The sequence below is a fragment of the Sphingomonas sp. genome (assembly GCF_041661825.1).
Classification (GTDB): Bacteria; Pseudomonadota; Alphaproteobacteria; order Sphingomonadales; family Sphingomonadaceae; genus Sphingomonas.
Window position 1 is genome coordinate 638,716 of record NZ_JBAZTU010000002.1, and the last position, 26,055, is coordinate 664,770.

The window sequence follows — 26,055 nt, forward strand, 5'->3', positions numbered from 1 at the left end:
GAATATGGTCGACAGCGGTAACGGAAAACGACCCTAGTCACCCCGTGCTTGCAAGTCGCGGATTTCACTGTCGCTTTGGTAAGGAGTTCGCGGCAGGATGCCTCCGGTTCAACCGGGGAGGACGCGATGGATCGAGTACGCAAGATTGCCTGGGGCTATTTCGCCGGCTTCATCGCCGTGGTCGCGATCGGCTATGTGCCCGGATTCCATGATGCGGACGGCAATCTGTTCGGGCTGTTCAAGCTCGATCTCTATGACGACAGCCTGCATCTCGCCTCGGGCATCTGGGCCGGCGTTGCCGCCTGGCTCTCCTACCGGGCATCGCGCGGTTATTTCCGGCTGTTCGGGCCGCTCTATTTCCTCGACGGGGTGCTCGGACTGATCACCGGCAGCGGCTATCTCGACGGGGGCATCTTCCTCTACGGGCCGCTCGACCTGTCGTTGACGATCCGGTTCTTCGCCAACCTGCCGCATCTGCTGATCGGCGGCTTCGCGATCTACACGGGCTATGTCCTCGCGCGGCAGCCAGCCGCGGCTTCATGAAACGGCGCTGGAAGATCGCGATCGGGGCCGGCTGCGTGCTGGCCGCGACGATCCTGATCCCGATGGCCTATATCGAGGTCGGCTGCCGCTCGCCGATCGCCGGGTTCGACCCGGGCGCGCCGTACAAGCCGATCCTTCGGCCCGCCGAGCGCCGGCCCGAGGCCCGGACCTTTCTGACCTATCCCGAATGGCACATCGTCTATTCAGCGGAGAGCTATGGCCGGCATTTGACCGCGGCGCAGCGGCCGAGCGGCTATGCCTTTGGCGGCGATATCGGCGGTTTCTGGTCGAGCTATTGTGCGCTCAACCGCGCGACGGCGGGCGGCGATGCGGGCGACGCCAAGATGATGATCTACACGATCGGGATCAGCTATTCAGTCGAGATGCTGGTCAAGGCGGCGTATGAGCGGCTGATCGGGCGGTTCTTCGAATGGACCGGCGGCTGGCAGAGCGCCGACGACCGCTACGCCGCCGCCGTGCAGCGCGAATATGGCCAGTTCATGCATGAGACGCCCTGGTACATGTTCCCGTTCGGCAAGGCGTTCAGCGGCGAATGGCGGACGGCGGACAGCAAGAACCGGTTGCGGCATGTCGAACGGCGGTTTGCCTTGAGTGCCGAATATGGCGTGAAAGCGGGCTATGCGAAGCTGATCGGATCGGCCGCGGGCGCGACGATGGACCCGGCGGCACCGAAGCTGTGGTTCGTTGCGAAGGGCTCGCCGGCGGTAATCCAGGCGATCGATCCTCGGTTGAAACCGACCCGCACGGCGGGCGGGCTGACGGTGGTCGAGGCGCCGCGTTATGCGCAGTTCACCGATCTGCTGGGCAAGCTGGCCGCGTCGCCGGTGGAGATCGTCGAGATTTCCGGGAATGACGACATCCTGGTCACGACTCTCGCCCCGGACGCTGCCGCGCCCAGAGCGGAAGATGGAACGGTGTTGATCTCCCAATCGCTGGCCGACCGGCCCGGCTGGAGACGCTATGGTATCTCGACCAAGGTGCCGAAGCTGCTCGCGTTGCTGCGGGCGGTGAAGGCGCGCGGCGGGGCGGTCGAGCATATCTATGATTATTAGGGCCGACCTCGACCAACCGAATTTCCGTCACCCCGGACTTGTTCCGGGGTCCACCGTACCGCAAACCAAGGCCGCGACGAGTATGCGGAACGGTGGATCCCGGAACAAGTCCGGCATGACGATGTGGTTGTGACCACACCCAAAACCCTGCTCCGCATCACTACGCGCGTCGCGCTGGTGCTGGGCGGCTGGACGGCGATCATGCTCGCAATGCCCTTTGTCGGGCCGGCACGGCAGGTGGCCGTGGTCGGCGATCGGACACGGGCGTTGCGCGCCATTGCGGCGGCGGGCGGGACGGTGGTGGAAGTACGGGATGGCGCGACCCTGGCCCGGTCCGACAAGCCCGGCTTCGTCGCCGCGCTTTACCGCAACGGCGCGCGGCTGGTGATCGAGGGACGGATCGGCGCGGGCTGTTTCAGCTCTTCGACACGGGCGCGCTGAAGGCCGGGGCGTAACGGGCATACCAGCTGTTGCTGAACAGGCCGTCGGGATCCCAGCGCCGTTTCTCCGCGAAGAAGTCGCCGATCTGCGGATAGGAGCGCTTGAGCTGCTCCGGCGTGTAGTGGAGCTGATAGGGCAGGAAAAAGCGCCCGCCCTCCTTCACGGTCAGGTCGATCAGGTCGCTGGTCAGCTTCGCCATCGCCTTCGTGCCTTCGGCATCAGTCTTCTGGTTGAGATAGAGCACGATCGAGAAGGCGGGTGCGGGTGCATAGCTGAGCGCGTTGCTCTCGGTATCGACCGCGCGGATCGAGGCGTTGACCAGGTTCGCGTGCTGTTGCTGGAACAGCGTGCGCATTGCATCGATGAAGGGCACGATCCGGTCGCGCGGGATGAAATATTCGTGGAGGATGTCAGTCTCGGCCGGCAAGGCGTTGCGCAGATAGGCAACGCTGTCGTGCATCGGATCGTTGCGCGAGACGAGGCACGCCTCCCCGTCCTTCATCGCCTGGGCGCGGGTGATGGTGCAGGTTTCGAGCCGGTGCTCGATATGCTTTTCCGACCACCATTTGGCCGACGCGAAGAAGTCGTTGCGTTTGGCGAGGTTGACGGTGAGGCGCCGCAGCTTGGTCGAGCTGACTTCGGTCAGCGGCGCGCGCGTCAGGCCCTGATCTTCCGGTACCTTGCGATAGCTGTAGACCAGCGCCTCACGCAGCAGCGAACCGGGCGCGGTGGAGAGATGCGTATAGGTCAGCCCGACCGCGGGATTGGCCTCGAGCGCGGCGAAGGTCTTCGGGAAATCGCGATAGTCGATCATCGCGCGTTCGGAACGGTAGACGTCGTTGGGCACTACATCGAGCTCGGCCGAGAGCAGCACGCCGAACAGGCCGTAACCGCCGACGATATGATTGAAGAGATCGGGATTCTCGGTGCGCGACGCCGCGACGATGCGCCCGTCGGCCAGCATCACGCGCAGGCTGCGGATCGAGCGCATCACCGCGCCGGCGCGGTGATCCATGCCATGCGCATTGACCGAGATCGAGCCGCCGACGGTGAAGATGTCGGTCGACTGCATCGCCTTGACCGCGAAGCGCGGGTGGATCGCCTTCTGGATATCGTGCCAGGTCGCGCCGGAACCGACGGTGACGGTCTGCTTCGCCGCGTCGAGCACGATGGCGCTCAGGCCCTTCATGTCGAGCACCACCCCGCCCCTGCGGAAGGCGTGGCCGCCCATGCTGTGCTTCATCCCGGCGGGCGAGATGGTGAGGCCGTGCGCGCGGGCATAGGCAATCGCGCCGGCGACATCCTGTTCGCTGCGCACCGCGACTACGCCGGCAACGGGCGTGCGGCTAAGGCAGCTTGCGTCGTTGACGGTGCCGCCGCGCTGCGCCCAATGCGGTTCGGGCACGCTCGCCGCACGGCCCTTTAGCGCGGGCAGCGGGGGCAGGATGTCGCCGCAATCCTTGGCGCCGACCGGATCGGCGGCGAGCGGCAGCGCGTAGATCGTCGCGCTCGCCGCGATGAGCGCGATCACCGAGACAGTGATCAGCAGCTTCTTGCGTTTCATGGTCGTTCCTCGATGGCGCGGTCCAGCGCGGGCAGGAAATGCGCCGGATCCTCGATATGCGGGATATGCCCGATACCGGGCAGGCGCTGGAGCGGCGCATGCAGGATCCTGGCGAGCTGCTCACCCTGGGCGATCGGGGTGACGGTGTCGGCCTCGCCCCAGATGATCGCTACCGGCGGTTTCATCGCGGCGAGCTTGTCGCTCCGCCAGCTCCAACCGCCGTCATTGGTCGAGAACAAGGCCGGCGCCCAGGCGGCATAGGCAGCGGTCGAGCCGGTCCGGCGCATCGGCTGACGGATCGTCTCGATCCAGGGATCCGCCGCATCCTTGCGCGCGAGCAGCGATCGCATCAGCGCCGGCAGCGCCCAGGGGTTGGTGAGCGAAGCGGCGATGGCGGGTTGCATGACGATCGGCTGATGGATCAGGCCGCCCGAGGCGGGAGCGCCCGGCGGATCGAGGATGCCCAGCGCGGCATCGACCAGCACCAGCCGCCCTATTTGTCCCGGTGTGCGCAATGCCAGCTCGGTCGCCGCGCCCGCGCCGAAGCTGTGCGCGACGACGATCGCCGGGCGATTGGGCGCGAGGGCCTTCAGGACAGCGGCGAGACGTTGCGCCTGCGCAGCCCGGTCGTAGCGCAGCTGCGGGTCGCGGTCGGAATAGCCGAAGGGCGGGAGATCGACCGCGATCACGCGGTAGCCGCGCCCGGCGAGATGGCTCGACACGTCGCGCCAGAAGCCGCTCCAGCCCGCGGTGCCCGGGATCAGCATCACCGGCGTACCGGCGACCGGCCCCGACAGCGCGACCGCGACGCGGCCGAGCGGTGTCGCAACGAGGGTGGAGGTGGCCGGCACTGCCTCGCTCCGTTCCCGAAAGGCGGCGGCAACACGGAACAGGAGCAGCAGGACGACGATCAGCACGACCAGCCCGAGCGCTAGCCGCCAGAAGAAGCGCCAGGCGCCGCCGATACTGATCCCCCCGGTCATCGGGCGGCACTATAGGCTTATCGGTTAAACTTTCGCTGATTTTGTCGATCCGACAGAGCGTGTACGGCCGCGACAAGGTCGAGAAATCCGGCTAGCGCCCGCTTCACCGGCGGCGGCAAAGGGGTATTTTCCCATGGCGGACTATGAATATTACACCGTGGACGTGTTCACGGAACGCCGCTTCGGCGGCAATCCGCTGGCGGTGTTCCCCGCCGCGGCCGGCCTCGATACCGCGACCATGCAGGCGCTGTCCGCTGAGATGAACTATAGCGAGACCTCCTTCGTCCTGCCGCCCGCTGATCCGGCAAACGATGCGCAGGTCCGCATCTTCAACCGCACTTCGGAGATGCCCTTTGCCGGGCACCCCAATGTCGGGACGGCCTTCGTGCTGGCCCAGCTCGGGCTCGCACAGGGCAGGACTCTGCGCTTCGAGGAGATCGCAGGGCTGGTCGAAGTTCGTCTGACAGAAGAGGCAGGCGCGGTGATCGGGGCGGAGATCGACGCGCCGCAGCCGCTGAGCCTCCAGGGCGAGCTACCCCCCGCCGAGATAGCCGCCTGCCTTTCGGTGCCGACCGAAGCGATCGTGCTGGCCGAGCACACCCCGATCCGGGCGAGTGTGGGAGTCAACTTCGTCGTTGTTGCGGTCAAGCCCGACGCGCTCACCTCCGCGACACCGAATATCGCCGCCTATCGGCGCCTCGCGGACGGCATGCCCGATCTCGGCGGGCGGCTGTCGATCTTCGTTTATGCTCCGACCATCTCGGGTGTCCGTGCACGGATGTTCGCGCCGCTGGCAGGCACGTGGGAAGACCCGGCGACGGGCAGCGCCAATGCAACGCTGGCGGCGCTCAGGCTGTCGCTCTCCGGCGAGGAGACGCTCGCCTATGAGGCCATACAGGGAGTCGAGATGGGCCGCGAAAGCCGGCTCGCGGTCCGCGCCTGGCGCACGGACGATGGCATTCGCGCCAGCGTCGGCGGCCGCTGCGTCAGCGTGTTCACCGGCAAGGTGTCGCTGTAACCGGCCGCAGCTATCCGACGACTTCTTCTACCTTCCCCGGCGAAGGCCGGGGCCCAGTTACGCAACGAACCTTGGCCAAGTGTTGCGCTGTCTTACCTGGGCCATCCCAACTGGGCCCCGGCCTTCGCCGGGGAAGAAAGTAAGGTTGCCGGCGACTATTCGACCGTCACCGACTTCGCCAGGTTGCGCGGCTGATCCACATCCGTGCCCTTGGCCACCGCCACATGGTACGCCAGCAGCTGCACCGGCACGGCATAGACGAGCGGCGCGATCAGCGGGTGGACCTTGGGCATCTCGATCGTCGCGATGGTGTTCTCGCCGGCCTGGGCGATGCCGTCCGCGTCGGAGATCAGCACCACCTGCGCGCCGCGCGCCTGGGCTTCCTGCATGTTGCTCACCGTCTTGTCGAACAGCGGGCCTGACGGCGCGATGACAATCAGCGGGACCTGATCGTCGATCAGCGCGATCGGCCCATGCTTCATCTCACCCGACGCATAACCTTCCGCGTGGATGTAGCTGATTTCCTTGAGTTTCAGCGCTCCCTCGAGCGCCATCGGATAATCCGGGCCGCGGCCGAGATAGAGCACGTCGCGCGCCACCGCGATCTTCGGCGCCATCGCCGCGATCTCCTCGTCATGCGACAGCGCGTGACTCATCGCCTCGGGCACGGCACGCAGATGGGCAACGATCTCGCGCTCCGCCTCATGGGTGAGCTTGCCCTTGGCGCGGGCGAGGTTGATCGCCAGCGCAGCCATCACCGCAAGCTGGCAGGTAAAGGCCTTGGTCGAGGCGACGCCGATCTCCGGCCCGGCATGAGTCGGCAGCAACAGGTCGACCTCGCGCGCCATCGAGCTGGTCGGCACGTTGATGATCCCCGCGGTCGTCAGCCCCGCCGCCTTCATGTGGCGGAGCGCTGCAAGCGTGTCGGCTGTCTCGCCGCTCTGCGAAATGACGATGCCGAGCATGTTGGGGGTGAGGACCGGATCGCGGTAGCGGAACTCCGACGCGACATCGACTTCGACCTGCAGGCGAGCGAACTGCTCGATCCAGTATTTGCCGATCATGCCGACATAGGATGCGGTGCCGCACGCGACGATCGCGACGCGCTCGACCGATCCGAGATCGAATTCCATGTCGGGTAGCGCGACCATTTCCTCGAGCGGGCGGAGATAGGAGCGCAGCGTCTGCGCCACGACCACTGGCTGCTCGTAGATCTCCTTGAGCATGAAGTGGCGGTGGTTGCCCTTGTCCATCAACTGGCCTGAGGCGCCCGAGTTGACGATTGGCCGCGTGACCGGGTTGTTGTCGCGGTCATAGACCCGCACGCCCTCGCGCCTGATCACCGCCCAGTCGCCTTCGTCGAGATAGGCGATGCGCTGAGTCATCGGCGCCAGCGCGAGCGCGTCGGAGCCGAGATAATTCTCGCCGTCACCATAGCCCACGGTCAGCGGCGCGCCGAGCCGGGCGCCGATCAGGAGATCGGGCTCCGACTTGAACATCACGCCCAGCGCAAAGGCGCCGTGAAGCCGCGGCAGCACATTCGCCACCGCTTCGCGCGGGGCGAAGCCGCGGCTCAGCTCGCGGTCGATCAGATGCGCGACGACTTCGGTATCGGTCTGGCTCTGGAACTCGCGGCCCTCGGCAATCAGCTCGTCCCGCAGCGGCTTGAAATTCTCGATGATGCCGTTGTGGACCAGCACCACATCACCGACGATGTGCGGATGGGCGTTGTCGACCGTCGGCGCGCCGTGCGTCGCCCAGCGGGTATGCGCGATGCCGCTATCGCCGGGGAGCGGATCCTTGGCCAGCTCGGCGGCGAGGTTGAGCAGCTTGCCCGGCGCGCGGCGGCGGTCGAACGCGCCGTCATGCACGGTGCAGATGCCGGCTGAGTCATAGCCGCGATATTCGAGGCGCTTCAGGCCGTCGAGCAGCCGATCCGCGACGGGGCCTTTGCCGAGAATTCCAACGATGCCGCACATAACTCAAAATCTCCCCCCTCCCTTTCAGGGAGGGGCTGGGGGTGGGTCAGCGGCGGTGGAGGCTCGATGCCTCCACCGCCGCTTTTACGGTGAGGGTGGAAGGCTCGCTTCGCTCGCTACCCACCCCCGACCCCTCCCTTTCAGGGAGGGGCGAAGTCACTTCTTCGTTGCCGCCTTCTTCGCCGCCATCACGTCGCGGAAGCGCTTGGCGCGGCCGGGCCGTGTCTCCTGCTTGCCCCGGGCGATGGCGAGCGCATCGGCTTCGACATCGGCCGTGATCACCGATCCCGCACCGACGATCGCGCCGGCACCGATCGTGACTGGCGCGACCAGGGCGCTGTTCGATCCGATGAATGCGCCTTCGCCGATGACCGTCTTGTATTTGAAATAGCCGTCGTAATTGCAGGTGATCGTGCCGGCACCGATGTTCGCGCCGGCGCCGATCTCCGCATCGCCCAGATAGGTGAGGTGATTGGCCTTTGCACCGGGGCCGAGCACGGCCTTCTTCATCTCGACGAAATTGCCGACCTTCGACTTCTCGCCCATCACTGCGCCGGGACGCAGGCGGGCGAACGGACCGACCTCGGCCTTGGGCCCGATGGTCGCGCCCTCGATATGACTGAAACCGTGGATCGTCGCGCCGTCGGCGATGCTGGTGCCGGGGCCGAAAAACACATTGGGCTCGATCACCACGTCGCGACCGATCTGCGTGTCATAGGCGAACCACACCGTCTCGGGTGCGATCAGCGTCGCCCCCTCGGCCATGGCCCGCGCGCGGCGGCTGTGCTGCCAGCTCGTTTCGACCGCGGCCAGCTCGCCGCGACTGTTGACCCCTGCCACTTCGGTCGCGTCGGTCTCGATTACCGCGGAGGACCGGCCGTCCTTGCCTGCAAGCGTCACGATATCGGGCAAATAGAATTCGCCGGCGGCATTGTCGTTGCCGACCAGAGCGAGGAGCGCGAACAGATCCTCACCACGCACTGCCATCAGGCCCGAATTGCACAACGTCTCGGAGCGCTCCTCGGGCGTCGCGTCCTTATATTCGACCATCTTCGCGATGCGGCCGTCGCCATCGGCGATCACCCGGCCATAGGCGCCCGGATCGGCCGGGCGGAAACCGAGCACCACCGTCGCCGGCTGGTCGGTGCCGTGCAGCCGATCGAGCATCCGCGCCATGGTCGCGGTAGTGACGAGCGGCACGTCGCCGTACAGGATCAGGATATCGCCCGCGAGACCGCCCATCGCTTCTTCGGCCTGATGCACGGCATGGCCGGTGCCGAGTTGTTCGCCCTGCACCACCGTCATCACCCCAAGCGGCGAGACCACCGCCTCGACCTGCTCGCGCCCCGCACCCGTCACCACCACGGTGCGCTCGGGCTTCAGCGCTGACACGCTGTCGATCAGGTGCAGCAGCATCGGCCGCCCCGCGATCGGGTGGAGCACCTTGTGCAGGTCGGATTTCATGCGCGTGCCCTTGCCGGCGGCAAGGATGATGGCGGCGATGGGTCGGTTGGTCACGATGCCTGAAACCTACTCCGTTCGAGCCGAGGGCGAACGGGAAAAAAGAGCCCTGTAAGCGCGGCCCTGCCATGATTGTCTTGCCAATTCCATAGCGCGGCTGGCAGTCGCGCACGCCATGACGAAGTTTTCATTCGATATCGTCGGTTTCGACCTGGACGGAACCTTCCTGGACACGATCGGCGATCTGCGCGCCGCGGTGAACTTCACGCTTGGCGAGGCCGGGCGGGCACCGCTGACGGTCGAGCAGGTCAAGCCGATGATCGGCGCCGGCGCGAAGATCATGCTCGAGCGGACGCTGGCGGCGACGGGCGGCTGCAGCGACGAGGAATTCCGCCGGCTCTACAAACTGCTGCTCGGTTATTACGAAGCGCATATCGCAGTGGAGAGCCGCCCCTTCCCCGGCGCGGTCAACGCGATCGAGGCGCTGCGGGCGATGGGGGTGAAGACCGCCATCGTCACCAACAAGTTCGAGGGGCTGGCGGAAAAGCTGCTGACCGAACTCGGCCTGCGCGACCGGTTCGATACGCTGATCGGCGGCGACACCATGGGCAAGGGCTTCGCCAAGCCGCACCGCGCCCCGATCGATGAGATGATCCGGCGGCTGGGTGGCGGACGCGCCGCGTTCGTCGGCGACACGGTCTATGATATCCAGGCAGCGAAGAACGCCGAAGTGCCGGGCATCGCGGTCAGCTTCGGTTTCCTGCTGGGTCCGGTCGAGGAATTGGGTGCGGATGCCGTGATCGACAGCTATGCGGAGCTGATTCCGACACTCGAAAGGATCGCTGTTTGACGGGTCGCACGCTGGCGGCAAGGCTCGCCTTCTGGGGTTCCCTGATCTTTGCCGTGGTGATGGCGGTCCTGCCCCACCCGCCGCACACGCCGATCGACCAGTTCGGCGACAAGGCCGGGCATATGCTCGCCTTCGGCACGCTCGCTGCCTTCGCCGCGGCCGGTTTTCCCGATACGCCGCTGTCGCGGATCGGCGAGCGCCTGTCCTTCCTCGGCGCGATGATCGAGGTGGTTCAGTCGATCCCCTGGATCCACCGCGACTGCGACATCATGGACTGGGTGGCCGACACGACGATGATCGTCCTCGTGCTGCTGATCGCCGGCCAGTTCCGGCGCATCAACGCGGAGCGTCGCGTCCTGCGGCTATAGCGGCCCCAGCGCCTGCTCGATCCAGCCCGTGCCGCTCACGGCATCGCCGGCATAGTGACCGGTCACGGTCGCCACCCCTTCATAGACCGGCGCATATTGGCTCGCGAATTCCTGGTCGGGCATCGAGCTGACAAAGGTCAGGCACGCCCCGACATCCTCGATATTGACCTGATAGGTCAGGCAATAGGTCACCCCTTCCGGGCTCTTCCACACGGGCCCGAGCGGCGTCGTCAGGCTCTTGAAGAAGGTCGAGTTGCCGTCAGGCGTCAGGATGGTGACGAAGGACGGCGTCTGCTGACCCTCGACCGGCGGAGTCGAGGCGAAGAAGCTCGACAGGTGCACGCCATTGTCGAGCTGGGCGTCCTGCAGCACCCAGGCCTGGGCCGCGGCGAAGGCACCATATTCATGGTCCATCCATGTCACGCCCTTCACCTGCCAGGTCTCGGATCCGACCGTGATCGTCCCCGAGGCCTGCAGGTTGGTGAAGGAATAATAGTAATTATAGACCTGCAGCGGATCGGTGCCGCTGCCGACCGGCTGGGGGCTGACCCCGTCGCCCCAGACGAGCAGGGGCTGACCTTCCTGGCGCATGTTCAAGTCGAACGACACCGTATCCCCGCTGGCGACGTCAACGAAGCTGGCCGAGACCATCATCGTCTCGATATTGCTCGCCAGCGCGGTCATGGAGATCGAGCCGTCACCGTCCGCAGCGTCTAGCCGGCAATACCACGGCTTGGATTGATCGGATTCGGCCCACGCCGGATCGAACGGGACCAGGGTAGTTTTCTGATAGTGTTTCTGGCCCTGCACGTCCGTGAGCATGATCTGGCTGAACGAGACGGTCTCGCCGATCACGCGCGTCGCCGCGTTGATCTCGAACCCGAAGACCCGGTCGCCGGCGCTCAGCGTGCCGATATGCCACCACCATTCATTGGGCGCGTTGGGGTGGAGATACTGGTCGCGGGGAAGCTCGATTGCGTTGGTGACAACCATTGGCGCGGCATCCTCTGTTCGGATCGATTTGCCGGAAGCTAGCATGACCGGTCGAGCGGGCGCGGAGTCTCGCAACCGATCCGGTGCCAGTTGCCGCGCGCTCGTCAGATCGCACCGCTCAAAAAATCGTCGCCGATCGATTCAACGTCGCTCCGGATCGGTGCACTATGGAGAGTAGCCGGGGTGCGAAAAAACGCCGGCCCGCTCTTTCCCATGACGGTCGCGGCCTCCTCGCCTCATCCGTCCCTGTCACTGAGAAAACCGCCCTGTTAACGGCGCGAACCCTCCCTGTTCCGTCCAGATTTCTCCCTGTTATTCCAGAACAGGGAGAAAGGGCAGTAATATGTTGAGATACAAGCAAGAAATCTCCAACAAAGTTGGAAATAACAGGGAGAGAAAAAATCCTCACCCTGTTCCGCCCTGTTAATCGCCAGGAACAGGGCGAACGGTGCTCGCCCGCTGTCGGCGGTCCAGGGAATTTGGGCGGTTTGCAGATAGGCGGCTGTCGGCAGTATCCTTCAGATAGCGGTCCTTCTGCGATCTCTCACTGCGCAGGATTGAAGAAGAAATAGTGTTCGATCAGTTTCCCGTCTTTCTCGCGGGCAACATCGACGCCGGTCACGGTGATTTCACCGGGCGGGCCCCCTTTCCACCGCGCCGTAGCGACGCCGTGATGGCCCAGGCCCGGCCCATCGATTTCGAAGCGGAACCCGGGCGGCATGTCGGCAAGGACGCCCGCCACGACCTCCGAGATGGCTTGATGCCCGGTGACGGCACGTGCCGGCTCGAAGATTGTTGCATCTGTGTGATAGATCTCGTCGATTGCAGCGAGCCGGGCGGTGTCGTCGCGCTCGTTCCAGACGCGCTGGATGCTCGCGTGCAACAGTTCGACCTCTGGCGCTTCCGACAAAATTTCCTCCTGCGTTAACATGCCGGGCCGCCCATCACGTGCCCGCGAACGTAGCATTGGACGATGCAGCGCCGCATACTCAAGTCATTCCGAAGGAGAGGCAAGTACCAAGCCGCTCGATCTCGAACTGGAACGGCGGCAATGTCATCGCTTCCGGCCGGTCGTCCGCTTCTTGAGCTGCGCTCTAGACGCCTCCGCCCCGATGCCCGCCGCGCCATTTGGTCCACAGGTGCTTCGCCAGCATCGCCGGCGGCATGCGCAGCCAGTGCGAGCGGACATAGAAGCCCAGACGCGTGAAGGGGCGCGTCGCCCTGCCCCAGCCGTCGCGGGCGGTCAGGCGGCGGAGGTAGAGATGGTCGGCCGGGTTGAGCCGGGCACCCTCGCCATAGAGCGCAGCGGATAGGCGCAGGGCGCGGACGACTTCGCGGGCGAGGCCGTGGTGCGCGGCGCGCTCGGCAAGGCCTATCGTGCCGAACTGGTCGACGAGGCAATGGATATCCCACAGGTTGCGCATGCCACCCGCCAGATCGCCATCGGCGAACAGATGCGCCCCGGCATGGACCAGCATGTCGTTGGGCGAGAGGATCCGCACGCCTGGCTCCACCTCCACGCTCCACGCCAGCAGGCCCGCTGCGTCGGGCGTGATACGGGCGGTGAGCGGCAGGATGGTGTGGTGCACGTCGATCATCCGATCGCGCTCGCGGTGGATCAGCGGCGGCAGCTCGTGCATCCAGCGGCGATAATAGGCGTCGTCATAGGGATCGGGCTTCACCCATTCCCAGCCCGCCGAGATCAGCGCTGCTTCGACCGCATCGATCCGGTCGCGCGGCACGAGGATGTCGAGATCGCCGATCGACCGCCCCTGCCCCGCCTTAAGATCGGCCGCGACAAAGGCAGTTCCCTTGAGCAGCACCACCGGCACGCCGATCGGCGCCATCGCACGTCGCGCGGCCTCCGCCTCCCACAGGGCGGCGACACGGCCCTGCGCGGCAGAGGCACGGGCATCGGCGAGCAGACGGGCGGCCGTCTGCGGCACGCGCAAGCCGTCCAGCCGGTGTGCGAGGGTGCCAATCATCTGCTCGGCGCGCGCGGTCGCGATCAGGGCGGTCCAGCCCTCCGCATCAAGCGTCAGGATGCTGTCGGGCGTGCGTAGCGCGCGGGCGAGGAGCCAGCCGTCGGTCACAGGTCGCGCCACAGCGCCTCGACCTGCGCCAGGGCGCTGTCGGTATCGGGATAGTCGATCGCCCGAGCCGGCACGGTCGTGACGAGCCGGGTCAGCGCATCGAAGCCGCGCTCGCCCATCGCGACATAATTGGTCGATGCCTGGGTCAGCCGGACGAACACCTCGCTCGGCGCGACGGGGCGCTCAGCCGCCTCGAAGCCGAAGCGCGGGAACAGGATCAGCGCCGGATCGGCGGGGCGGTCCATGCCGGCGATGGCGGCCGCGTTCGGCACGAGATGGCGGATATCGCCCTTGGGCGTGCCGGGCAGCAGCGGACCGAAGATGCCGTCAGGCACCGCCGCCTCAGCCACGCCGATCGCTGCATTCTTCAGGCTGATCAGCCGGGGAAAGGGGTGGATCAGCCCGGTCTCGGGATCGAGCAGCGCGAATTCGTCGCCCATCAGCCGCCAGCCGCGCGTGCCGAGCAGCGCGGCCAGTGTCGACTTCCCCGCGCCCGAGATGCCGGTCATCACCAGCGCCCGCCCGTCGCGTTCGACGACCGAGGCGTGCAGCAGCAGATAGCGCCGCTGGCCCAGCGCCATCTGCAGGTTCATCCCCATCTCGGCGGCGAGCAGCCCCTGGGCGAGCGGCAGCGGCGCGGCCTCGGGCAGCACGAAATCGCCGCCGATCATCACTGATGGCCGGACGACGCGCCGCCACGGCCGCGCCGCGAACAGACGGACGTTGAAGTCGGGCACGCCGTCATGCGGGCCGGGATAGTCCGCATAAAGGCTTTCCATCTGCGCGATCGGCGCGCGCCAGTCGGAGCCGATGCGGAACCCAATGGGCCCGATCCTGACGGAGAAGACATGCCTCATGCCGCCGACACCAGCCCGGCCGCGACCAGCTCGTCGAGACGCGCGGCGAGCGCACCCGCCTCGAGGTCGCCGAGATCATAATCGGCCGCGAGCCGTTCGGTCAGCGCGGCGAAGCTCATGCCGGCCTCGCCCAGCGTCGCCAGGATCTCCGGCGCGGGCGCCGTGATCAGATGCGTGATGCCGGAGCTGCGGTGATAGACGGCGGTGAAGCTGTCGAGATGGACGATCCTCAGGCTCTCGGCCCGCGCCATCCGGTACAAGGGGTCGGACAAGTCCTCAGCCGCGGGGCATCTGCAACGAGGCGAAGCAGGTGAAGCCGCTCGTTCCCGACTGCAGGCGGCGGATGTAATTGGTATAGGCGCGGTTCTGGTCGTAGGTCGTGCCGGGCAGCTGGCCGCCGCCGAGCGCGGTCTTCACATCCTGGCCCTTGAACGGCTTGGCGGCGGGCGCGAACGCCCCGACCGTGCCGCTCGGCACCAGCGAACCGTCGGCCGCGATATAGCTGCCGGCCCGGGCCGGATCGGGCACCGGAATCTCGCAGGTGATGACGGACGCTGCGGTCTGGGCAAGCGCCGGGCGGATCGAGACGATCGCGGTCGCACCGACCGCGCCGAGCATCAACGCACGGCGGCGATTCACGCCGTCCTGCGGCATCATGTCCTGCTTGTCGTCACTCATGATCGCGCCCTTTACCACCTTAGCCCTTTCACATTCGCAAATGACTGGCAAGCAAGGCTGGCCCGGTTAAGGATGAATGGCTAGAGCAGCCGCAATGCTTGGGTTCGGCCACCGTACGTTTACCGCCATCGTCATCGCCATCGTCGCGGCGGTCGCGGTGCTGCTGATCTCGTCCGACGTGCCGGCAGCCCTTATCACCCTGGTCGGCGGGATCGCCGCCGCCTTGCTCGCGGCGGGCGCTGGCGACGAGACCGCGGAGGTCGTTGATCCAAGGGTGGATGCAACCGAACCCGCGGTGCCCGAGATCGCCGAAGTGATCGAGGCGATCGTCGAGCCGGTGCTGATCGTCAACCAGGGCCGGGTGACTCATGCCAATGCCGCGGCGCGCGCGCTGCTTGGCGGGCATATCGTGGGCGAAGATGTGCGGCTTGCCATCCGCCACCCCGCCGCTGCGGAACGGCTCGCCAGCGCGCCGGGCGGCGTGCCGCAGGGGCCGATCGACCTGGTCGGACTCGGCACGCTCGATCAGCGCTGGCAGATGCATGTCGGGCGCGCCGCGGGCGGCCAGCGCATCGTCCATCTGATCGACCAGACCGGCAATTACGCCGCGGAGCGCATGCGCGTCGATTTCGTCGCCAATGCCAGCCATGAGCTGCGTACGCCGCTCGCCTCGATCCTGGGTTATATCGAGACGCTCGAAGAGGAAGCCGGCGCCGACAAGGCAGTGCGCAGCCGCTTCCTCAAGATCATGTTCGACGAATCGCGGCGCATGCAGCGGCTGGTCGAGGATCTGATCTCGCTCAGCCGGATCGAGGCCGAGAAATACCGGCTGCCCGACAGCGCGGTCGATCTGGGCAACCTGATCGACGAGGTAAAGACCGAATTGCTCGATGCGCGCGACTCGCGCGGCAACGAAATCGCGGCCGATATCGGCGCTGAAGTGCCGCCCGTGGCGGGCGACCGGGCGCAACTCAGCCAGATGCTCCACAATCTGATCGGGAACGCGATAAAATATGGCCGGCCGGGCGCGCCGGTCGCGGTGCGGCTGTGGCGGGACCAGACCGGCATGGTGCGGATCAGCGTGACCGATGAAGGCGACGGCATCGCCGCCGAGCATATCCCCCGGCTGACCGAGCGATTCTACCGGGTCGATGCCGGGCGCAGCCGCGCGGCGGGCGGCACCGGCCTGGGCCTGGCGATCGTCAAGCACATCGTCGAGCGGCATCGCGGCCGGCTGGACATCGCCAGCACTGTCGGCAAGGGCACGACCGTCACGGTGCTGCTGCCCGCCCACGGAACCACTGTCATCAAACGGTAACGCGATTGTCACACAGGCGCGTTGATCGCGCTGCTAGCGCGACTCAGGAAATTGCTCCCGAGGAAACCGCCAGTGACACGAATCGCCCTGATTCTCGCTTTCTCAGCGCTCGCCCTTTCGGCGTGTGAGGATCAGGCGAATGGCGGCGGCGCGGGATCGCGCGACCAGATCAAGGCGGTGGGCTCCTCGACGGTCTATCCCTTCACCACTCTGGTCGCCGAGCAGTTCATCAACTCCAGCCCGGATGCCCGCACGCCAGTGATCGAATCGACCGGTACCGGCGCGGGCATGAAGCTGTTCTGCGCCGGCATCGGCGCCGCGCACCCCGATATCGAGGCGGCGTCGCGCCGGATGAAGGCATCCGAATATGCCACCTGCAAGGCCAACGGCGCCGGCGACATCCTCGAGATCCAGGTCGGCATGGACGGCATCGCCTTTGCCGAGGCGAATAACGGGCCGAAATTCCAGCTGACTCCCGTCGACCTGTTCAAGGCGATGGCGGCAAGCCCGATGGGCAAGAAGAACAGCGCGCGCACCTGGCACGACGTGAACCCGGCGCTGCCCGCCACGCCGATTCAGATCTATGGCCCGCCCGCGACCAGCGGCACGCGCGATGCGCTAACCGAGCTGATCCTCAACAAGGGCTGCGAGACGGCAATGCCGGAGATGAAGGCGCTGAAGGACACCGACAAGGACGGCTACGCGAAGATCTGCAGCCGGGTGCGCGAGGACGGCGCCTATATCGATGCGGGCGAGAACGACAATCTGATCGTCCAGAAGCTGCAGTCCAATCCGACCGCGATCGGCATCTTCGGCTATTCCTATCTCGAGGAGAATCGCGACGAGGTGAACGGCGTGCCGCTGAATGGCGTCGAGCCGACCTATGAGACGATCGCGCAGGACCGCTATCCCGGGTCGCGCCCGCTGTTCCTCTACGTGAAGAAGGCGCATCTGAATGCGATCCCCGGCCTGCGCCGCTTTCTCGTCGAATATTCGAAGCTGTGGGATCCAAGCGGACCGCTGGTGAAGCGCGGCCTGATCGCTTCCCCGCCCGAAGTGCGCAAGCAATCGGCGTCGATCATCAAGAACGAGACCCTGCTCGACCCGGGCAAGCTTCACTAGATGTCGGCCCTTGCCCTTCTGTTCCTGATCGCCGGGCTGGGGCTGATCGGCTGGCTGACCGCGCGCGTCCGCGCCGTCAGCTTCCGACGCGACAGCAGCGCGCGGTTCAGCTCGCTCCCCTCGCATCACGGCACCTATGTCGCGATGTGGACGGTGCTGCCGGCTGCTCTGTTCCTGGCCATCTGGTCGTCGGTGTCGCCTGCGCTCGTCACGGATGCCGTGCTCGAGGCGCCCGCCGCGGCGCAATTGCCGGCCAACAAGTTCGAGCGCGCGTCGGTGCTGTCCGAGGCACGCAACCTCGCCGCCGGACGGAGCTTCGGCACGTTCAACCCGCTCTCGCAAACGCTCGCACCATCCTATGCCTCGGCGCAGAAGCGCTATGACTGGATCGGTAGCGCGGCCGCCCTGTTGCTCGCCTTTGCGACCGGTGCCTGGGCGTTCACACGCGTTCGCCCCGCCTTCCGCGCGCGAACTCAGATCGAGCGGGTGGTGATGCTGCTGCTGCTCGCGGCATCGCTGATCGCGATCCTGACCACACTGGGTATCGTCGCGTCGCTGCTCTTCGAATCGGCGCGCTTCTTCCGCATGGTGCCGATCGGCGACTTCCTGTTCGGCACGCATTGGAGCCCGCAGGTCATACCAGCCAACGATCCAGGCTCGGCCCTCGGCGCGGTGCCGTTGTTCTGGGGCACCTTCTTCATCGGCGCGGTGATCGCGATGATCGTCGCGATCCCGTTCGGGCTGATGAGCGCGATCTATTTGACTCAGTATGCCGCGCCCCGGGTGCGTGCCTGGATGAAGCCGATCCTCGAGGTGCTCGCGGGCGTGCCGACCGTCGTCTATGGCTATTTCGCCGCACTGACCGTCGCGCCCGCGGTGCGCGATCTCGCGGTGTCGCTGGGCGTGACCTGGGCGTCGTCGGAAAGCGCGCTGGCTGCCGGGCTGGTGATGGGGGTGATGATCATCCCCTTCGTCTCTTCGATGGCCGACGATTCGATCGCCGCGGTGCCCTCCTCGATGCGCGACGGCAGCCTCGCCATGGGCGCGACCTCGTCCGAGACGATCCGGCGCGTGCTTCTGCCCGCGGCTTTGCCCGGCGTGGTCGGCGGCGTCCTGCTCGCGGTCAGCCGCGCGATCGGCGAGACGATGATCGTGGTGATGGCCGCCTCCGGTGTCGCGACCATGACGCTCAACCCCTTTGCCAGCGCGACCACCGTCACCAAGCAGATCGTCGACCTGCTCACCGGCGAGGCCGAGTTCGACAGCCCGAAGACACTCGCCGCCTTTGCGCTGGGGCTGACGCTGTTCGTCGTGACCCTGCTGCTGAACATCATCGCGCTGACGGTCGTGAAGCGGTACCGGGAGGCGTATGAATGAGTAGCCCCCTCATCGAGAAGACGCCGACCGACTGGCGCGCCGACGTGATGCAGCGCCGCATCCGCCGCCGTTATCGCGCCGAGCGCCGTTTCAAGCTGCTCGGGCTGGCAGCCGTGCTGATGTCGGCCGGCTTCCTCGTCTTCCTCCTCGCCACGATGCTGGCGAACGGCATCGGCGGCTTCAGCCGGACCGAGATCAAGCTGCCGGTCGACTTCCCCAGGGCCGGGCTGACGCTCGATGCGACGCGGCTGGCGGGGCCGGGCGCCGACCTGGCGCTGGCCGGGGCTGGCATCCAGGGCGCGACCGACGGCGCGGCGATCGCCGCCTTCGGCAAAGATGGCGGCCGGCTGATCTCTGACGGCGCATGGTTGAGCGTGCGCAGCGCAGTGAAGGCGGATCCGGCGCTGCTGCGCGGCCTCGCGACGATTGCGGTGCCCGCATCGGACTCGATCGACATCGCCGCCAAGGGCGAAGGATCGCCCGAGGCCGAGGCGCAGGTGGCCAAGCTGAAGGCGGCGGGCGTACTGACCACCGGCTTCAACCTTTCCTTCCTGCAGGAAGCGGATTCGACCGACCCGACCATGGTCGGCATCTGGGGTGCGCTGAAGGGATCGATCTACACGATGATCGTCACGCTGCTGCTCGCCTTCCCGATCGGCGTGCTTTCCGCGCTTTATCTCGAGGAATATGCGCCGCAGAACCGCTGGACCGACCTGATCGAGGTATCGATCAACAACCTGGCGGCGGTGCCCTCGATCATCTTCGGCCTGCTTGGCCTCGCGGTGTTCCTCAACACCTTCCATCTGCCGCGCTCGGCGGCGATCGTCGGCGGGCTCACGCTTGCGCTGATGACCATGCCGGTGATCGTCATCGCCGGGCGCAACGCGATCAAGAGCGTGCCACCCTCGATCCGCGACGCGGCGCTCGCCGTCGGTGCCTCGCCGGTGCAGGTTGTGTTCCACCATGTCCTGCCTCTGGCCCTGCCCGGCATCCTGACCGGCACGATCATCGGCATGGCGCGCGCGCTGGGCGAGACCGCGCCGCTGCTGATGATCGGCATGCGCGCCTTCATCGCCTCCCCGCCCGAGCGGCTGACCGATCCGGCGACGGTGTTGCCGGTGCAGATCTTCCTCTGGTCGGATCAGGTCAATCGTGGCTTTGTCGAGAAGACCAGCGCGGCGATCATCGTGCTGCTCGTCTTCCTGCTCGCGATGAACGGCGTCGCGATCTACCTCCGCAATAAATTCGAGACCCGCTGGTAATGACCCAAATTCTCAAGATGACGGCCCACAACGTCAACGTCTTCTACGGCAAGAAGCAGGCGATCAACGACGTGTCGATCGACATCGACCAGGATCTCGTCACTGCCTTCATCGGCCCGTCGGGCTGCGGTAAATCAACTTTCCTGCGCACCCTCAACCGGATGAACGACACCGTCGCCAGCGCGAAGGTGACGGGCGATATCCGGCTCGACGGCGAGGACATCTATGCCCCCGAGATGGACGTGGTGCAGCTCCGTGCCCGAGTCGGCATGGTGTTCCAGAAGCCGAACCCCTTCCCCAAGTCGATCTTCGAGAATGTCGCGTACGGCCCGCGCATCCATGGCCTAGCCTCGAGCAAGAGCCAGCTTTCCGGCATCGTCGAGCAGTCGCTGAAGCGCGCCGGCCTGTGGGAGGAAGTGAAGGACCGGCTGCAGGACAGCGGGACGGCCTTGTCGGGCGGCCAGCAGCAGCGGCTGTGCATCGCCCGCGCGATCGCGGTCGACCCCGAGGTGATCCTGATGGACGAGCCCTGTTCGGCGCTCGACCCGATCGCGACCGCCAAGATCGAGGAGCTGATCCACGAATTGAAGGGCCGCTACGCGATCGTGATCGTCACGCACAACATGCAGCAGGCGGCACGCGTGTCGCAGCGCACGGCGTTTTTCCACCTGGGCACGCTGATCGAATATGGCGCGACCTCGGACATCTTCACGAACCCGCGCGAGGAGCGCACGAGGGACTATATCACAGGCCGGTACGGCTGAGCGACGGGACAGAGGCAGTGAGCGAACATACGGTAAAGGCTTTCGACGACGATATCGGGCAGCTCCGCGGCCTGATCGCGGAAATGGGCGGGCTGGCCGAACAGGCGATCCGCGCCGCGATCGAGGCGCTGCAGCGCCACGACCTGGAAGCCGCCGCGCAGATCGTCGCCGAGGACAAGAAGATCGACGCGCTGGAAATGCAGGTCGAGCAGCTTGCCGTGCGCATCATCGCGTTGCGCGCACCGATGGCGGTCGACCTGCGCGAGGTGGTCGCAGCGTTGAAGATCGCCGGCGTGGTCGAGCGGATTGGCGACTATGCCAAGAACATCGCCAAGCGCGTGCCGCTGATCGACAGCCATAGCGACATCGAACCGCTGTCAGTGCTGCCCGCGATGGCAACGCTCGCCGCCGCGCTCGTCCACGACGTGCTCGACGCCTTTGCCGCACGCGACGCGGAAGCCGCGGTCTCGGTGTGCGAGCGCGACAAGGCAGTCGACGATTTTTACAACAGCCTCTTCCGGGTGCTCGTGACGCACATGATGGAGAACCCGAAGACGATCGGCCAGGTCGCCCACCTGCTGTTCATCGCAAAGAACCTGGAACGCGTCGGCGACCACGCGACCAATGTTGCCGAAATGGTATATTATGCCGCAACGGGCACGCACATGGCCGAGCGTGACCGCGCGACGATCGAAACGATCTGAAGGAGCAAGACCGATGGCCCGAGCGAAAATGCTGCTGGTAGAGGATGATGCGGCGCTTGCCGAACTCCTGATCTATCATTTCAAGCGCGAGGATTTCGAGGTCAAGCAGACCCCGGACGGCGAGGAAGCCCTGCTGCTCGCCAAGGAGCAGACCCCCGATATCGTGCTGCTCGACTGGATGGTCGAGGGGCTGTCCGGCATCGAGGTGTGCCGCCGCCTGCGCCGCATGCCCGAGACGGCGAACGTGCCGATCATCATGCTCACCGCGCGCGGTGAAGAAGAAGATCGCGTGCGCGGACTCGAAACCGGCGCGGACGATTATGTGACGAAGCCCTTCTCGCCGCGCGAGCTGGTGGCGCGGGTCGGCGCGGTGCTGCGTCGCGTGCGGCCGGCGCTGGCGGGCGAGCAGCTCACCTACGGCGATGTCGAGATGGACACGGTCGGCCACAAGGTCCGCCGTGCGGGCGAAGTCGTGCCGCTTGGCCCGACCGAGTTCCGCCTGCTGAAGCATTTCCTCGAGCATCCGGGCTGGGTCTTCTCCCGCGAGCGGCTGCTCGATGCGGTGTGGGGGCATGACTCCGACATCGAATCGCGGACCGTCGACGTTCACATTCGCCGTCTGCGCAAGGCGATCAACGGGACGAACCGGCCGGATATCATCCGGACAGTGCGGTCCGCAGGGTACGCGCTGGATTCAGGCGCCTGATAAATCCCCCTCCCCGAAGGGAGGGGGATTTCTTGTCGAATCGCCTGCGAAACAGTGGAGCCATGCGCCCGCCCGCGCGTTGGGGGCGGGCGCGGCGATAGCCTGCGCCTATAATGCAGGAGACAGTGATGAAACTCATGCTCTTGGCCGCTCTTGCGGTCGCGATGCCGGCGGTGGCGCAGGAAACGCCCGCCCCGCAGACGGCAGCCACCACCGATGCGGCGACGACGCCCGATCCGGTCGGCGGCTATCAGCCCAGCCAGCCGGCACTGTCGGGTACGCCCCAGCCAGGCGTGAAGCCGACCTTCGTCCAGGCGCCCTCGCCGGACCAGGCCTTCCCCCCGCCGCCGCCGCTCGCGAAATACCCGATCTGCAAGCGCGGCCAGTTCGACAAATGCATGCAGCGCGGCGGACGCTGATATGACAGGCGGGCGCCCGGGAGCGCCCGCCCCTACCGCCGCTACTTGCCTTGGCGGTGCGATAGAATAGGAAGCGCTTCATCATCTTTGGGAGCGCCCGCATGACCATCAGTTTCAAGGACCGCGTCGCGATCGTCACCGGCGCAGGCGGCGGCCTCGGTCGCGCTTATGCGCTCGAGCTGGCGAAGCGCGGCGCGAAAGTCGTCGTCAACGATCTGGGCGGATCGCGCGACGGCACCGGCCATTCCGACGCAGCGCTGAAGGTCGTCGCCGAGATCGAGGCGGCTGGCGGCGAAGCGATGTCGGACGGCGGCAGCGTCACCGAATATGATCACATGGTCGAGCTCGTCGCCAAGACGAAGGAGAAATGGGGCGGCGTCCATGTCCTGATCAACAATGCCGGCGTGCTGCGCGACAAGAGCTTCGCCAAGATGGAGCCGGCCGATTTCCAGTTCGTGGTCGATGTCCATCTGATCGGATCCGCCAATGTCACCAAGGCGGTGTGGGAGACGATGCGCGAACAGAATTACGGCCGCATCCTGATGACAGCGTCCTCGACCGGGCTCTACGGCAATTTCGGGCAGACCAATTACGGTGCCGCCAAGCTCGGCCTCGCCGGCTTCGCCAAGACGCTCTATCTCGAGGGCGCCAAGAACAACATCAAGGTCAACACGATCGCCCCGACTGCGGGCACGCGCATGACAGAAGACCTGTTCCCGCCCGAGGCGTTCCAGGCCTTTGCGCCGGAGAAGGTCGTCCCCGCCGCGCTCTATCTCGTATCGGAGGATGCGCCGACCAACATGATCGTCGGTGCCGGCGCCGGCGTGTTCCAGGCAGCCTATGTCACCTTGACCCAGGGCAAGCTGCTGACCGGTGAGGATCTGAGCCCCGAGGGCATCGCGGCGCACTGGAGCGAGATCGTCGATCGCACCGGCGAGATGACCCCGCAATCGGGTGGCGAACAGGCCATGTCGATCCTGAAAAAGCTTCAGGGCGGTTGAACCGTACCGGTGTATTGCAATGGCAATACACTAGTGGTATTCCTCCCGTAACAAAACAGGAGGAATGCCATGTACAGCGAGAGCGATCTTGACGACGCGGTAGCGGCGGGGGCCATCTCCCGCGAAGCTGCCGCGGCCTTGCGCAGCCATGTCGCCAGGAGCCATTCGGCACCGGCGGTGGACGAGGAGCATTTCAAACTCCTCAGCGGATTCAACGACATCTTCGTCGCCATCGCAGTCGGGCTGGTCCTCGTCGCCCTCGCCTGGATCGGCGAGTCGATCTTCACGCCGCTCGCCGGCGCACTCGTCGCCATCGCCGCGTGGGGGCTCGCGGAATATTTCACCCGGCAGCGCCGCATGGCACTGCCCAGCATCCTGCTGCTGATCGCCTTTGTCGGCGGCGTGGCAGCGACCCTGGTCGGCATGATGGTCGAGATCGATCCCGATCTCTCCGACCGCACCAACGCCGTGATCGGCGCAGGTATCGGCCTGGTCGCGGCCGGCGCGGCCTGGGTGCACTGGAAGCGCTTCATGGTACCGATCACCGTTGCGGCCGGCGCTGCATCGCTGGTCGCGGTCGCGGTCGCGCTGACGCTCGCCGCGATCCCGGCGGCGAAGGATGCGATCTATCCGATCCTTCTCGCCGGCGGCCTCGCGGTGTTCGCGCTGGCGATGTGGTGGGACATGTCGGACCGGGAGCGCCGCACGCGCCGCTCCGACGTCGCCTTCTGGCTCCATCTCGCCGCCGCGCCGCTGATCGCGCATCCCGTGTTCCATATGCTCGGCGTGTTCAACGAGACCATCACGCTCAACACCGCGGGAATCGTGCTCGTGCTGTACCTCGCCTTCGCCTTCGTGGCGCTGGCGGTCGACCGTCGCGCGCTGCTCGTCTCCAGCCTCGCCTATGTCCTCTACGCCATGTATTCGCTGTTCGTCACTGCAGGTGCGGTCGAACTGGCCTGGGCCTTCACCGCGCTGGTGATCGGTTCCGCGCTACTGACGCTCTCGGCCTTCTGGCACCCGATGCGTCGGCTGGTCGTCGGCACCCTGGGCGGCCTGAGCGAAAAGCTTCCGCCAGTCGGGGCAATGGCCACCGCCTGACGCAAGAACCTGCCAAGCCAAACTGCCCCCGGCAGCCCATGGGCCGCCGGGGGTTTCTTTTTGTGGCGCAGGCCGCGTACGATTCCCCGGTGGATGTCGCGCCGGCCAGTAGCCACTGTCATGCGACCAAAAAGGGGGCGGCGCAGCGCTTCCCGGCTTTGTGACGATATTGGCTGTTATCGAATAACAGCCGGCAAATTCCGCTATGTTAATTCGAGCTGAGAAAGAGCGGGGGACACCCGGAAGGGTGCTGCCGACCCGTGCATTGCCAGCATCCGCGCAGATCTTGAATCAAGGGACGACCGGCGCCAACGCCGATCCGCCTCAATCGACGAGCTTCATCAGCCTGCGCTCGAGCGGCGCCAGCACCGGTACTAGCTCGTGCCCACGTTTCAGTACCACCCCGGCCTCGTTGACCAACGACCACATACCTTGGCGGCTACGCAGCGCGGGGTGCTTCTGGATGCGGTACTCGGGCCGCTCGGTTGCGCGGCGGAAGGCGGCGAAGACCGCTGCGTCGCGACCTAGTTCAATCGCATAATCACGCCAATGGCCGGCCGCAACCATCCGGCCGTAGAGATCGAGGATACGAGTGAGTTCGAGGCGTTCGAAGCCGACCTGGCCGGCGCGCCCCTGCGGCAGCGGAAAAGGGGTTACCGTCCCCATCAGCGCTCAGCGCCCAGGCCGTCAGGCACGATCGCGCACGTTCTTGCGCTTGGGTTCGGATTCAGCGAGCAGCGCGTCGAGCCGCTTGCGCATCGTGTCGAGCTCGCAGCGGAGCAATTCCAGTTTCTGCGTCTGCGGATCGAACATCTCGCTGCACGGCGTGCCGTAAGCGAGGAATTCCTGTGGCTTCTGCCCACCCTCGACCATGGTCGCGCGCGCCGGGATGCCGACCATCACCGCGCCCTCGGCGACGTCGCGAGTCACCACCGCATTGGCGCCGATACGCGCGCCGCGGCCGACGGTGATCGGCCCGAGCACCTGCGCGCCCGACCCGATGATCGCGCCCTCCATGATGGTCGGGTGGCGCTTGCCCGCCACCCCATTGTCGGGGCTGGTGCCGCCCAGGGTGACGCATTGATAGATGGTGACGTTGTCGCCGATCTCCGCCGTCTCGCCGATCACGACGAAGCCGTGATCGATGAAGAAGTTGCGGCCGATCTTCGCACCCGGATGGATGTCGATCGCCGTCCAGGCGCGCGAGAAGTGATTCACCAGCCGAGCGAGGAAATAGAGGCGCGCCTTGAACAGGCGATGCGCGACGCGGTGCCAGGCGAGCGCCCACACCCCGGGATAGGTCAAAATCTCCAGCCGAGACCGTGGCGCCGGATCGCGCGCCTTGATCGAATCGAGATAGGCGATCATCCGCTCCATCAT

28 protein-coding genes are annotated in these 26,055 nt (G+C 66.1%); 16 read left to right on the forward strand and 12 right to left on the reverse strand.

Annotation, left to right across the window (positions count from 1 at the left end):
* The first annotated feature begins 126 nt into the window (after positions 1-126).
* The 3 genes from WC729_RS10200 to WC729_RS10210 all read left to right on the forward strand — a co-directional run bounded on the left by WC729_RS10200 (position 127) and on the right by WC729_RS10210 (position 2,057).
* The gene (locus WC729_RS10200; RefSeq protein ID WP_372852223.1) at positions 127-543 is read left to right on the forward strand and encodes a DUF4383 domain-containing protein; all 417 of its coding nucleotides are present in this window, start codon (positions 127-129) and stop codon (positions 541-543) included.
* Positions 540-1,616, forward strand: coding sequence for a hypothetical protein (locus WC729_RS10205; protein ID WP_372852225.1), 1,077 nt, complete (start codon positions 540-542; stop codon positions 1,614-1,616). The genes WC729_RS10200 and WC729_RS10205 overlap by 4 nt, the downstream gene beginning before the upstream one ends.
* A gap of 129 nt (positions 1,617-1,745) precedes the next feature.
* Positions 1,746-2,057 (forward strand): hypothetical protein, encoded by a 312-nt coding sequence (locus WC729_RS10210; protein ID WP_372852227.1) that lies wholly within the window; start codon positions 1,746-1,748, stop codon positions 2,055-2,057.
* Here WC729_RS10210 and WC729_RS10215 read toward each other — a convergent pair.
* Together WC729_RS10215 and WC729_RS10220 are read right to left on the reverse strand one after the other, a co-directional pair.
* The gene (locus WC729_RS10215) at positions 2,032-3,621 is read right to left on the reverse strand and encodes an FAD-binding oxidoreductase (RefSeq protein WP_372852229.1); all 1,590 of its coding nucleotides are present in this window, start codon (positions 3,619-3,621) and stop codon (positions 2,032-2,034) included. The genes WC729_RS10210 and WC729_RS10215 overlap by 26 nt on opposite strands.
* Complete coding sequence (locus WC729_RS10220) at positions 3,618-4,604, reverse strand: alpha/beta fold hydrolase (protein WP_372852231.1); 987 nt, start codon at positions 4,602-4,604, stop codon at positions 3,618-3,620. Before WC729_RS10220 ends, WC729_RS10215 begins: the two co-directional genes overlap by 4 nt.
* Before the next feature lie 133 nt (positions 4,605-4,737).
* Here WC729_RS10220 and WC729_RS10225 point away from each other — a divergent pair, with 133 nt between their 5' ends.
* The gene (locus tag WC729_RS10225; protein ID WP_372852233.1) at positions 4,738-5,622 is read left to right on the forward strand and encodes a PhzF family phenazine biosynthesis protein; all 885 of its coding nucleotides are present in this window, start codon (positions 4,738-4,740) and stop codon (positions 5,620-5,622) included.
* A gap of 155 nt (positions 5,623-5,777) precedes the next feature.
* Here the strand turns inward: WC729_RS10225 and glmS are convergent, their stop codons facing one another.
* Both glmS and glmU read right to left on the reverse strand, forming a co-directional pair.
* The gene (gene glmS / locus WC729_RS10230; protein WP_372852236.1) at positions 5,778-7,601 is read right to left on the reverse strand and encodes a glutamine--fructose-6-phosphate transaminase (isomerizing); all 1,824 of its coding nucleotides are present in this window, start codon (positions 7,599-7,601) and stop codon (positions 5,778-5,780) included.
* Positions 7,602-7,757: 156 nt separating this feature from the next.
* Positions 7,758-9,119, reverse strand: coding sequence for a bifunctional UDP-N-acetylglucosamine diphosphorylase/glucosamine-1-phosphate N-acetyltransferase GlmU (gene glmU / locus WC729_RS10235; protein WP_372852238.1), 1,362 nt, complete (start codon positions 9,117-9,119; stop codon positions 7,758-7,760).
* A 118-nt stretch (positions 9,120-9,237) separates the two neighbouring features.
* Between glmU and WC729_RS10240 the strand changes: the two genes are divergently transcribed.
* Entirely contained in the window at positions 9,238-9,912 is a 675-nt protein-coding gene (locus WC729_RS10240; protein WP_372852240.1) for an HAD-IA family hydrolase, read from the forward strand.
* Positions 9,909-10,280 (forward strand): hypothetical protein, encoded by a 372-nt coding sequence (locus tag WC729_RS10245; protein WP_372852242.1) that lies wholly within the window; start codon positions 9,909-9,911, stop codon positions 10,278-10,280. Before WC729_RS10240 ends, WC729_RS10245 begins: the two co-directional genes overlap by 4 nt.
* Here WC729_RS10245 and WC729_RS10250 read toward each other — a convergent pair.
* From WC729_RS10250 to WC729_RS10275, 6 genes are all read right to left on the reverse strand, one after another.
* Positions 10,275-11,273: a lipocalin-like domain-containing protein gene (locus WC729_RS10250; RefSeq protein WP_372852244.1), complete on the reverse strand. Its 999-nt coding sequence runs from the start codon at positions 11,271-11,273 to the stop codon at positions 10,275-10,277. The genes WC729_RS10245 and WC729_RS10250 overlap by 6 nt on opposite strands.
* Before the next feature lie 544 nt (positions 11,274-11,817).
* The gene (locus WC729_RS10255; protein ID WP_372852246.1) at positions 11,818-12,204 is read right to left on the reverse strand and encodes a nuclear transport factor 2 family protein; all 387 of its coding nucleotides are present in this window, start codon (positions 12,202-12,204) and stop codon (positions 11,818-11,820) included.
* A gap of 163 nt (positions 12,205-12,367) precedes the next feature.
* Complete coding sequence (locus WC729_RS10260; protein ID WP_372852248.1) at positions 12,368-13,366, reverse strand: nucleotidyltransferase family protein; 999 nt, start codon at positions 13,364-13,366, stop codon at positions 12,368-12,370.
* Positions 13,363-14,223: an HprK-related kinase A gene (locus tag WC729_RS10265; RefSeq protein ID WP_372852250.1), complete on the reverse strand. Its 861-nt coding sequence runs from the start codon at positions 14,221-14,223 to the stop codon at positions 13,363-13,365. Before WC729_RS10265 ends, WC729_RS10260 begins: the two co-directional genes overlap by 4 nt.
* Positions 14,220-14,495, reverse strand: coding sequence for an HPr-rel-A system PqqD family peptide chaperone (locus tag WC729_RS10270; protein WP_372852252.1), 276 nt, complete (start codon positions 14,493-14,495; stop codon positions 14,220-14,222). Before WC729_RS10270 ends, WC729_RS10265 begins: the two co-directional genes overlap by 4 nt.
* A gap of 4 nt (positions 14,496-14,499) precedes the next feature.
* Positions 14,500-14,901, reverse strand: coding sequence for a hypothetical protein (locus WC729_RS10275; protein ID WP_372852254.1), 402 nt, complete (start codon positions 14,899-14,901; stop codon positions 14,500-14,502).
* Between the two features lie 76 nt (positions 14,902-14,977).
* Between WC729_RS10275 and WC729_RS10280 the strand changes: the two genes are divergently transcribed.
* From WC729_RS10280 to WC729_RS10325, 10 genes are all read left to right on the forward strand, one after another.
* Positions 14,978-16,219 (forward strand): ATP-binding protein, encoded by a 1,242-nt coding sequence (locus WC729_RS10280; protein ID WP_372852256.1) that lies wholly within the window; start codon positions 14,978-14,980, stop codon positions 16,217-16,219.
* A gap of 72 nt (positions 16,220-16,291) precedes the next feature.
* Positions 16,292-17,341 carry a substrate-binding domain-containing protein gene (locus WC729_RS10285; protein WP_372852258.1) on the forward strand — a complete coding sequence of 350 codons (1,050 nt, stop codon included), beginning with the start codon at positions 16,292-16,294 and terminating at the stop codon, positions 17,339-17,341.
* Positions 17,342-18,718, forward strand: a complete 1,377-nt coding sequence (pstC, locus tag WC729_RS10290; protein WP_372852260.1) for a phosphate ABC transporter permease subunit PstC — start codon at positions 17,342-17,344, stop codon at positions 18,716-18,718. It begins immediately after the preceding gene.
* Positions 18,715-19,980 carry a phosphate ABC transporter permease PstA gene (pstA, locus tag WC729_RS10295; RefSeq protein WP_372852262.1) on the forward strand — a complete coding sequence of 422 codons (1,266 nt, stop codon included), beginning with the start codon at positions 18,715-18,717 and terminating at the stop codon, positions 19,978-19,980. The genes pstC and pstA overlap by 4 nt, the downstream gene beginning before the upstream one ends.
* Entirely contained in the window at positions 19,980-20,744 is a 765-nt protein-coding gene (pstB, locus tag WC729_RS10300; protein ID WP_372852264.1) for a phosphate ABC transporter ATP-binding protein PstB, read from the forward strand. Before pstA ends, pstB begins: the two co-directional genes overlap by 1 nt.
* A gap of 17 nt (positions 20,745-20,761) precedes the next feature.
* Entirely contained in the window at positions 20,762-21,448 is a 687-nt protein-coding gene (gene phoU, locus WC729_RS10305) for a phosphate signaling complex protein PhoU (protein WP_372852266.1), read from the forward strand.
* A 13-nt stretch (positions 21,449-21,461) separates the two neighbouring features.
* Complete coding sequence (phoB, locus tag WC729_RS10310; RefSeq protein ID WP_372852268.1) at positions 21,462-22,154, forward strand: phosphate regulon transcriptional regulator PhoB; 693 nt, start codon at positions 21,462-21,464, stop codon at positions 22,152-22,154.
* 128 nt (positions 22,155-22,282) lie between these two features.
* Positions 22,283-22,573, forward strand: a complete 291-nt coding sequence (locus tag WC729_RS10315; protein ID WP_372852271.1) for a hypothetical protein — start codon at positions 22,283-22,285, stop codon at positions 22,571-22,573.
* 101 nt (positions 22,574-22,674) lie between these two features.
* Positions 22,675-23,574 (forward strand): SDR family NAD(P)-dependent oxidoreductase, encoded by a 900-nt coding sequence (locus tag WC729_RS10320; protein ID WP_372852273.1) that lies wholly within the window; start codon positions 22,675-22,677, stop codon positions 23,572-23,574.
* Positions 23,575-23,643: 69 nt separating this feature from the next.
* On the forward strand, positions 23,644-24,675 hold the full coding sequence (locus tag WC729_RS10325; protein ID WP_372852276.1) for a hypothetical protein: 1,032 nt from the start codon (positions 23,644-23,646) through the stop codon (positions 24,673-24,675).
* Between the two features lie 324 nt (positions 24,676-24,999).
* On the opposite strand, the gene WC729_RS10330 is transcribed toward WC729_RS10325, so the two are convergent.
* Both WC729_RS10330 and epsC read right to left on the reverse strand, forming a co-directional pair.
* Positions 25,000-25,341, reverse strand: a complete 342-nt coding sequence (locus WC729_RS10330; RefSeq protein ID WP_372852278.1) for a DUF2794 domain-containing protein — start codon at positions 25,339-25,341, stop codon at positions 25,000-25,002.
* Between the two features lie 21 nt (positions 25,342-25,362).
* Positions 25,363-26,055, reverse strand: a complete 693-nt coding sequence (gene epsC, locus WC729_RS10335; protein ID WP_372852280.1) for a serine O-acetyltransferase EpsC — start codon at positions 26,053-26,055, stop codon at positions 25,363-25,365.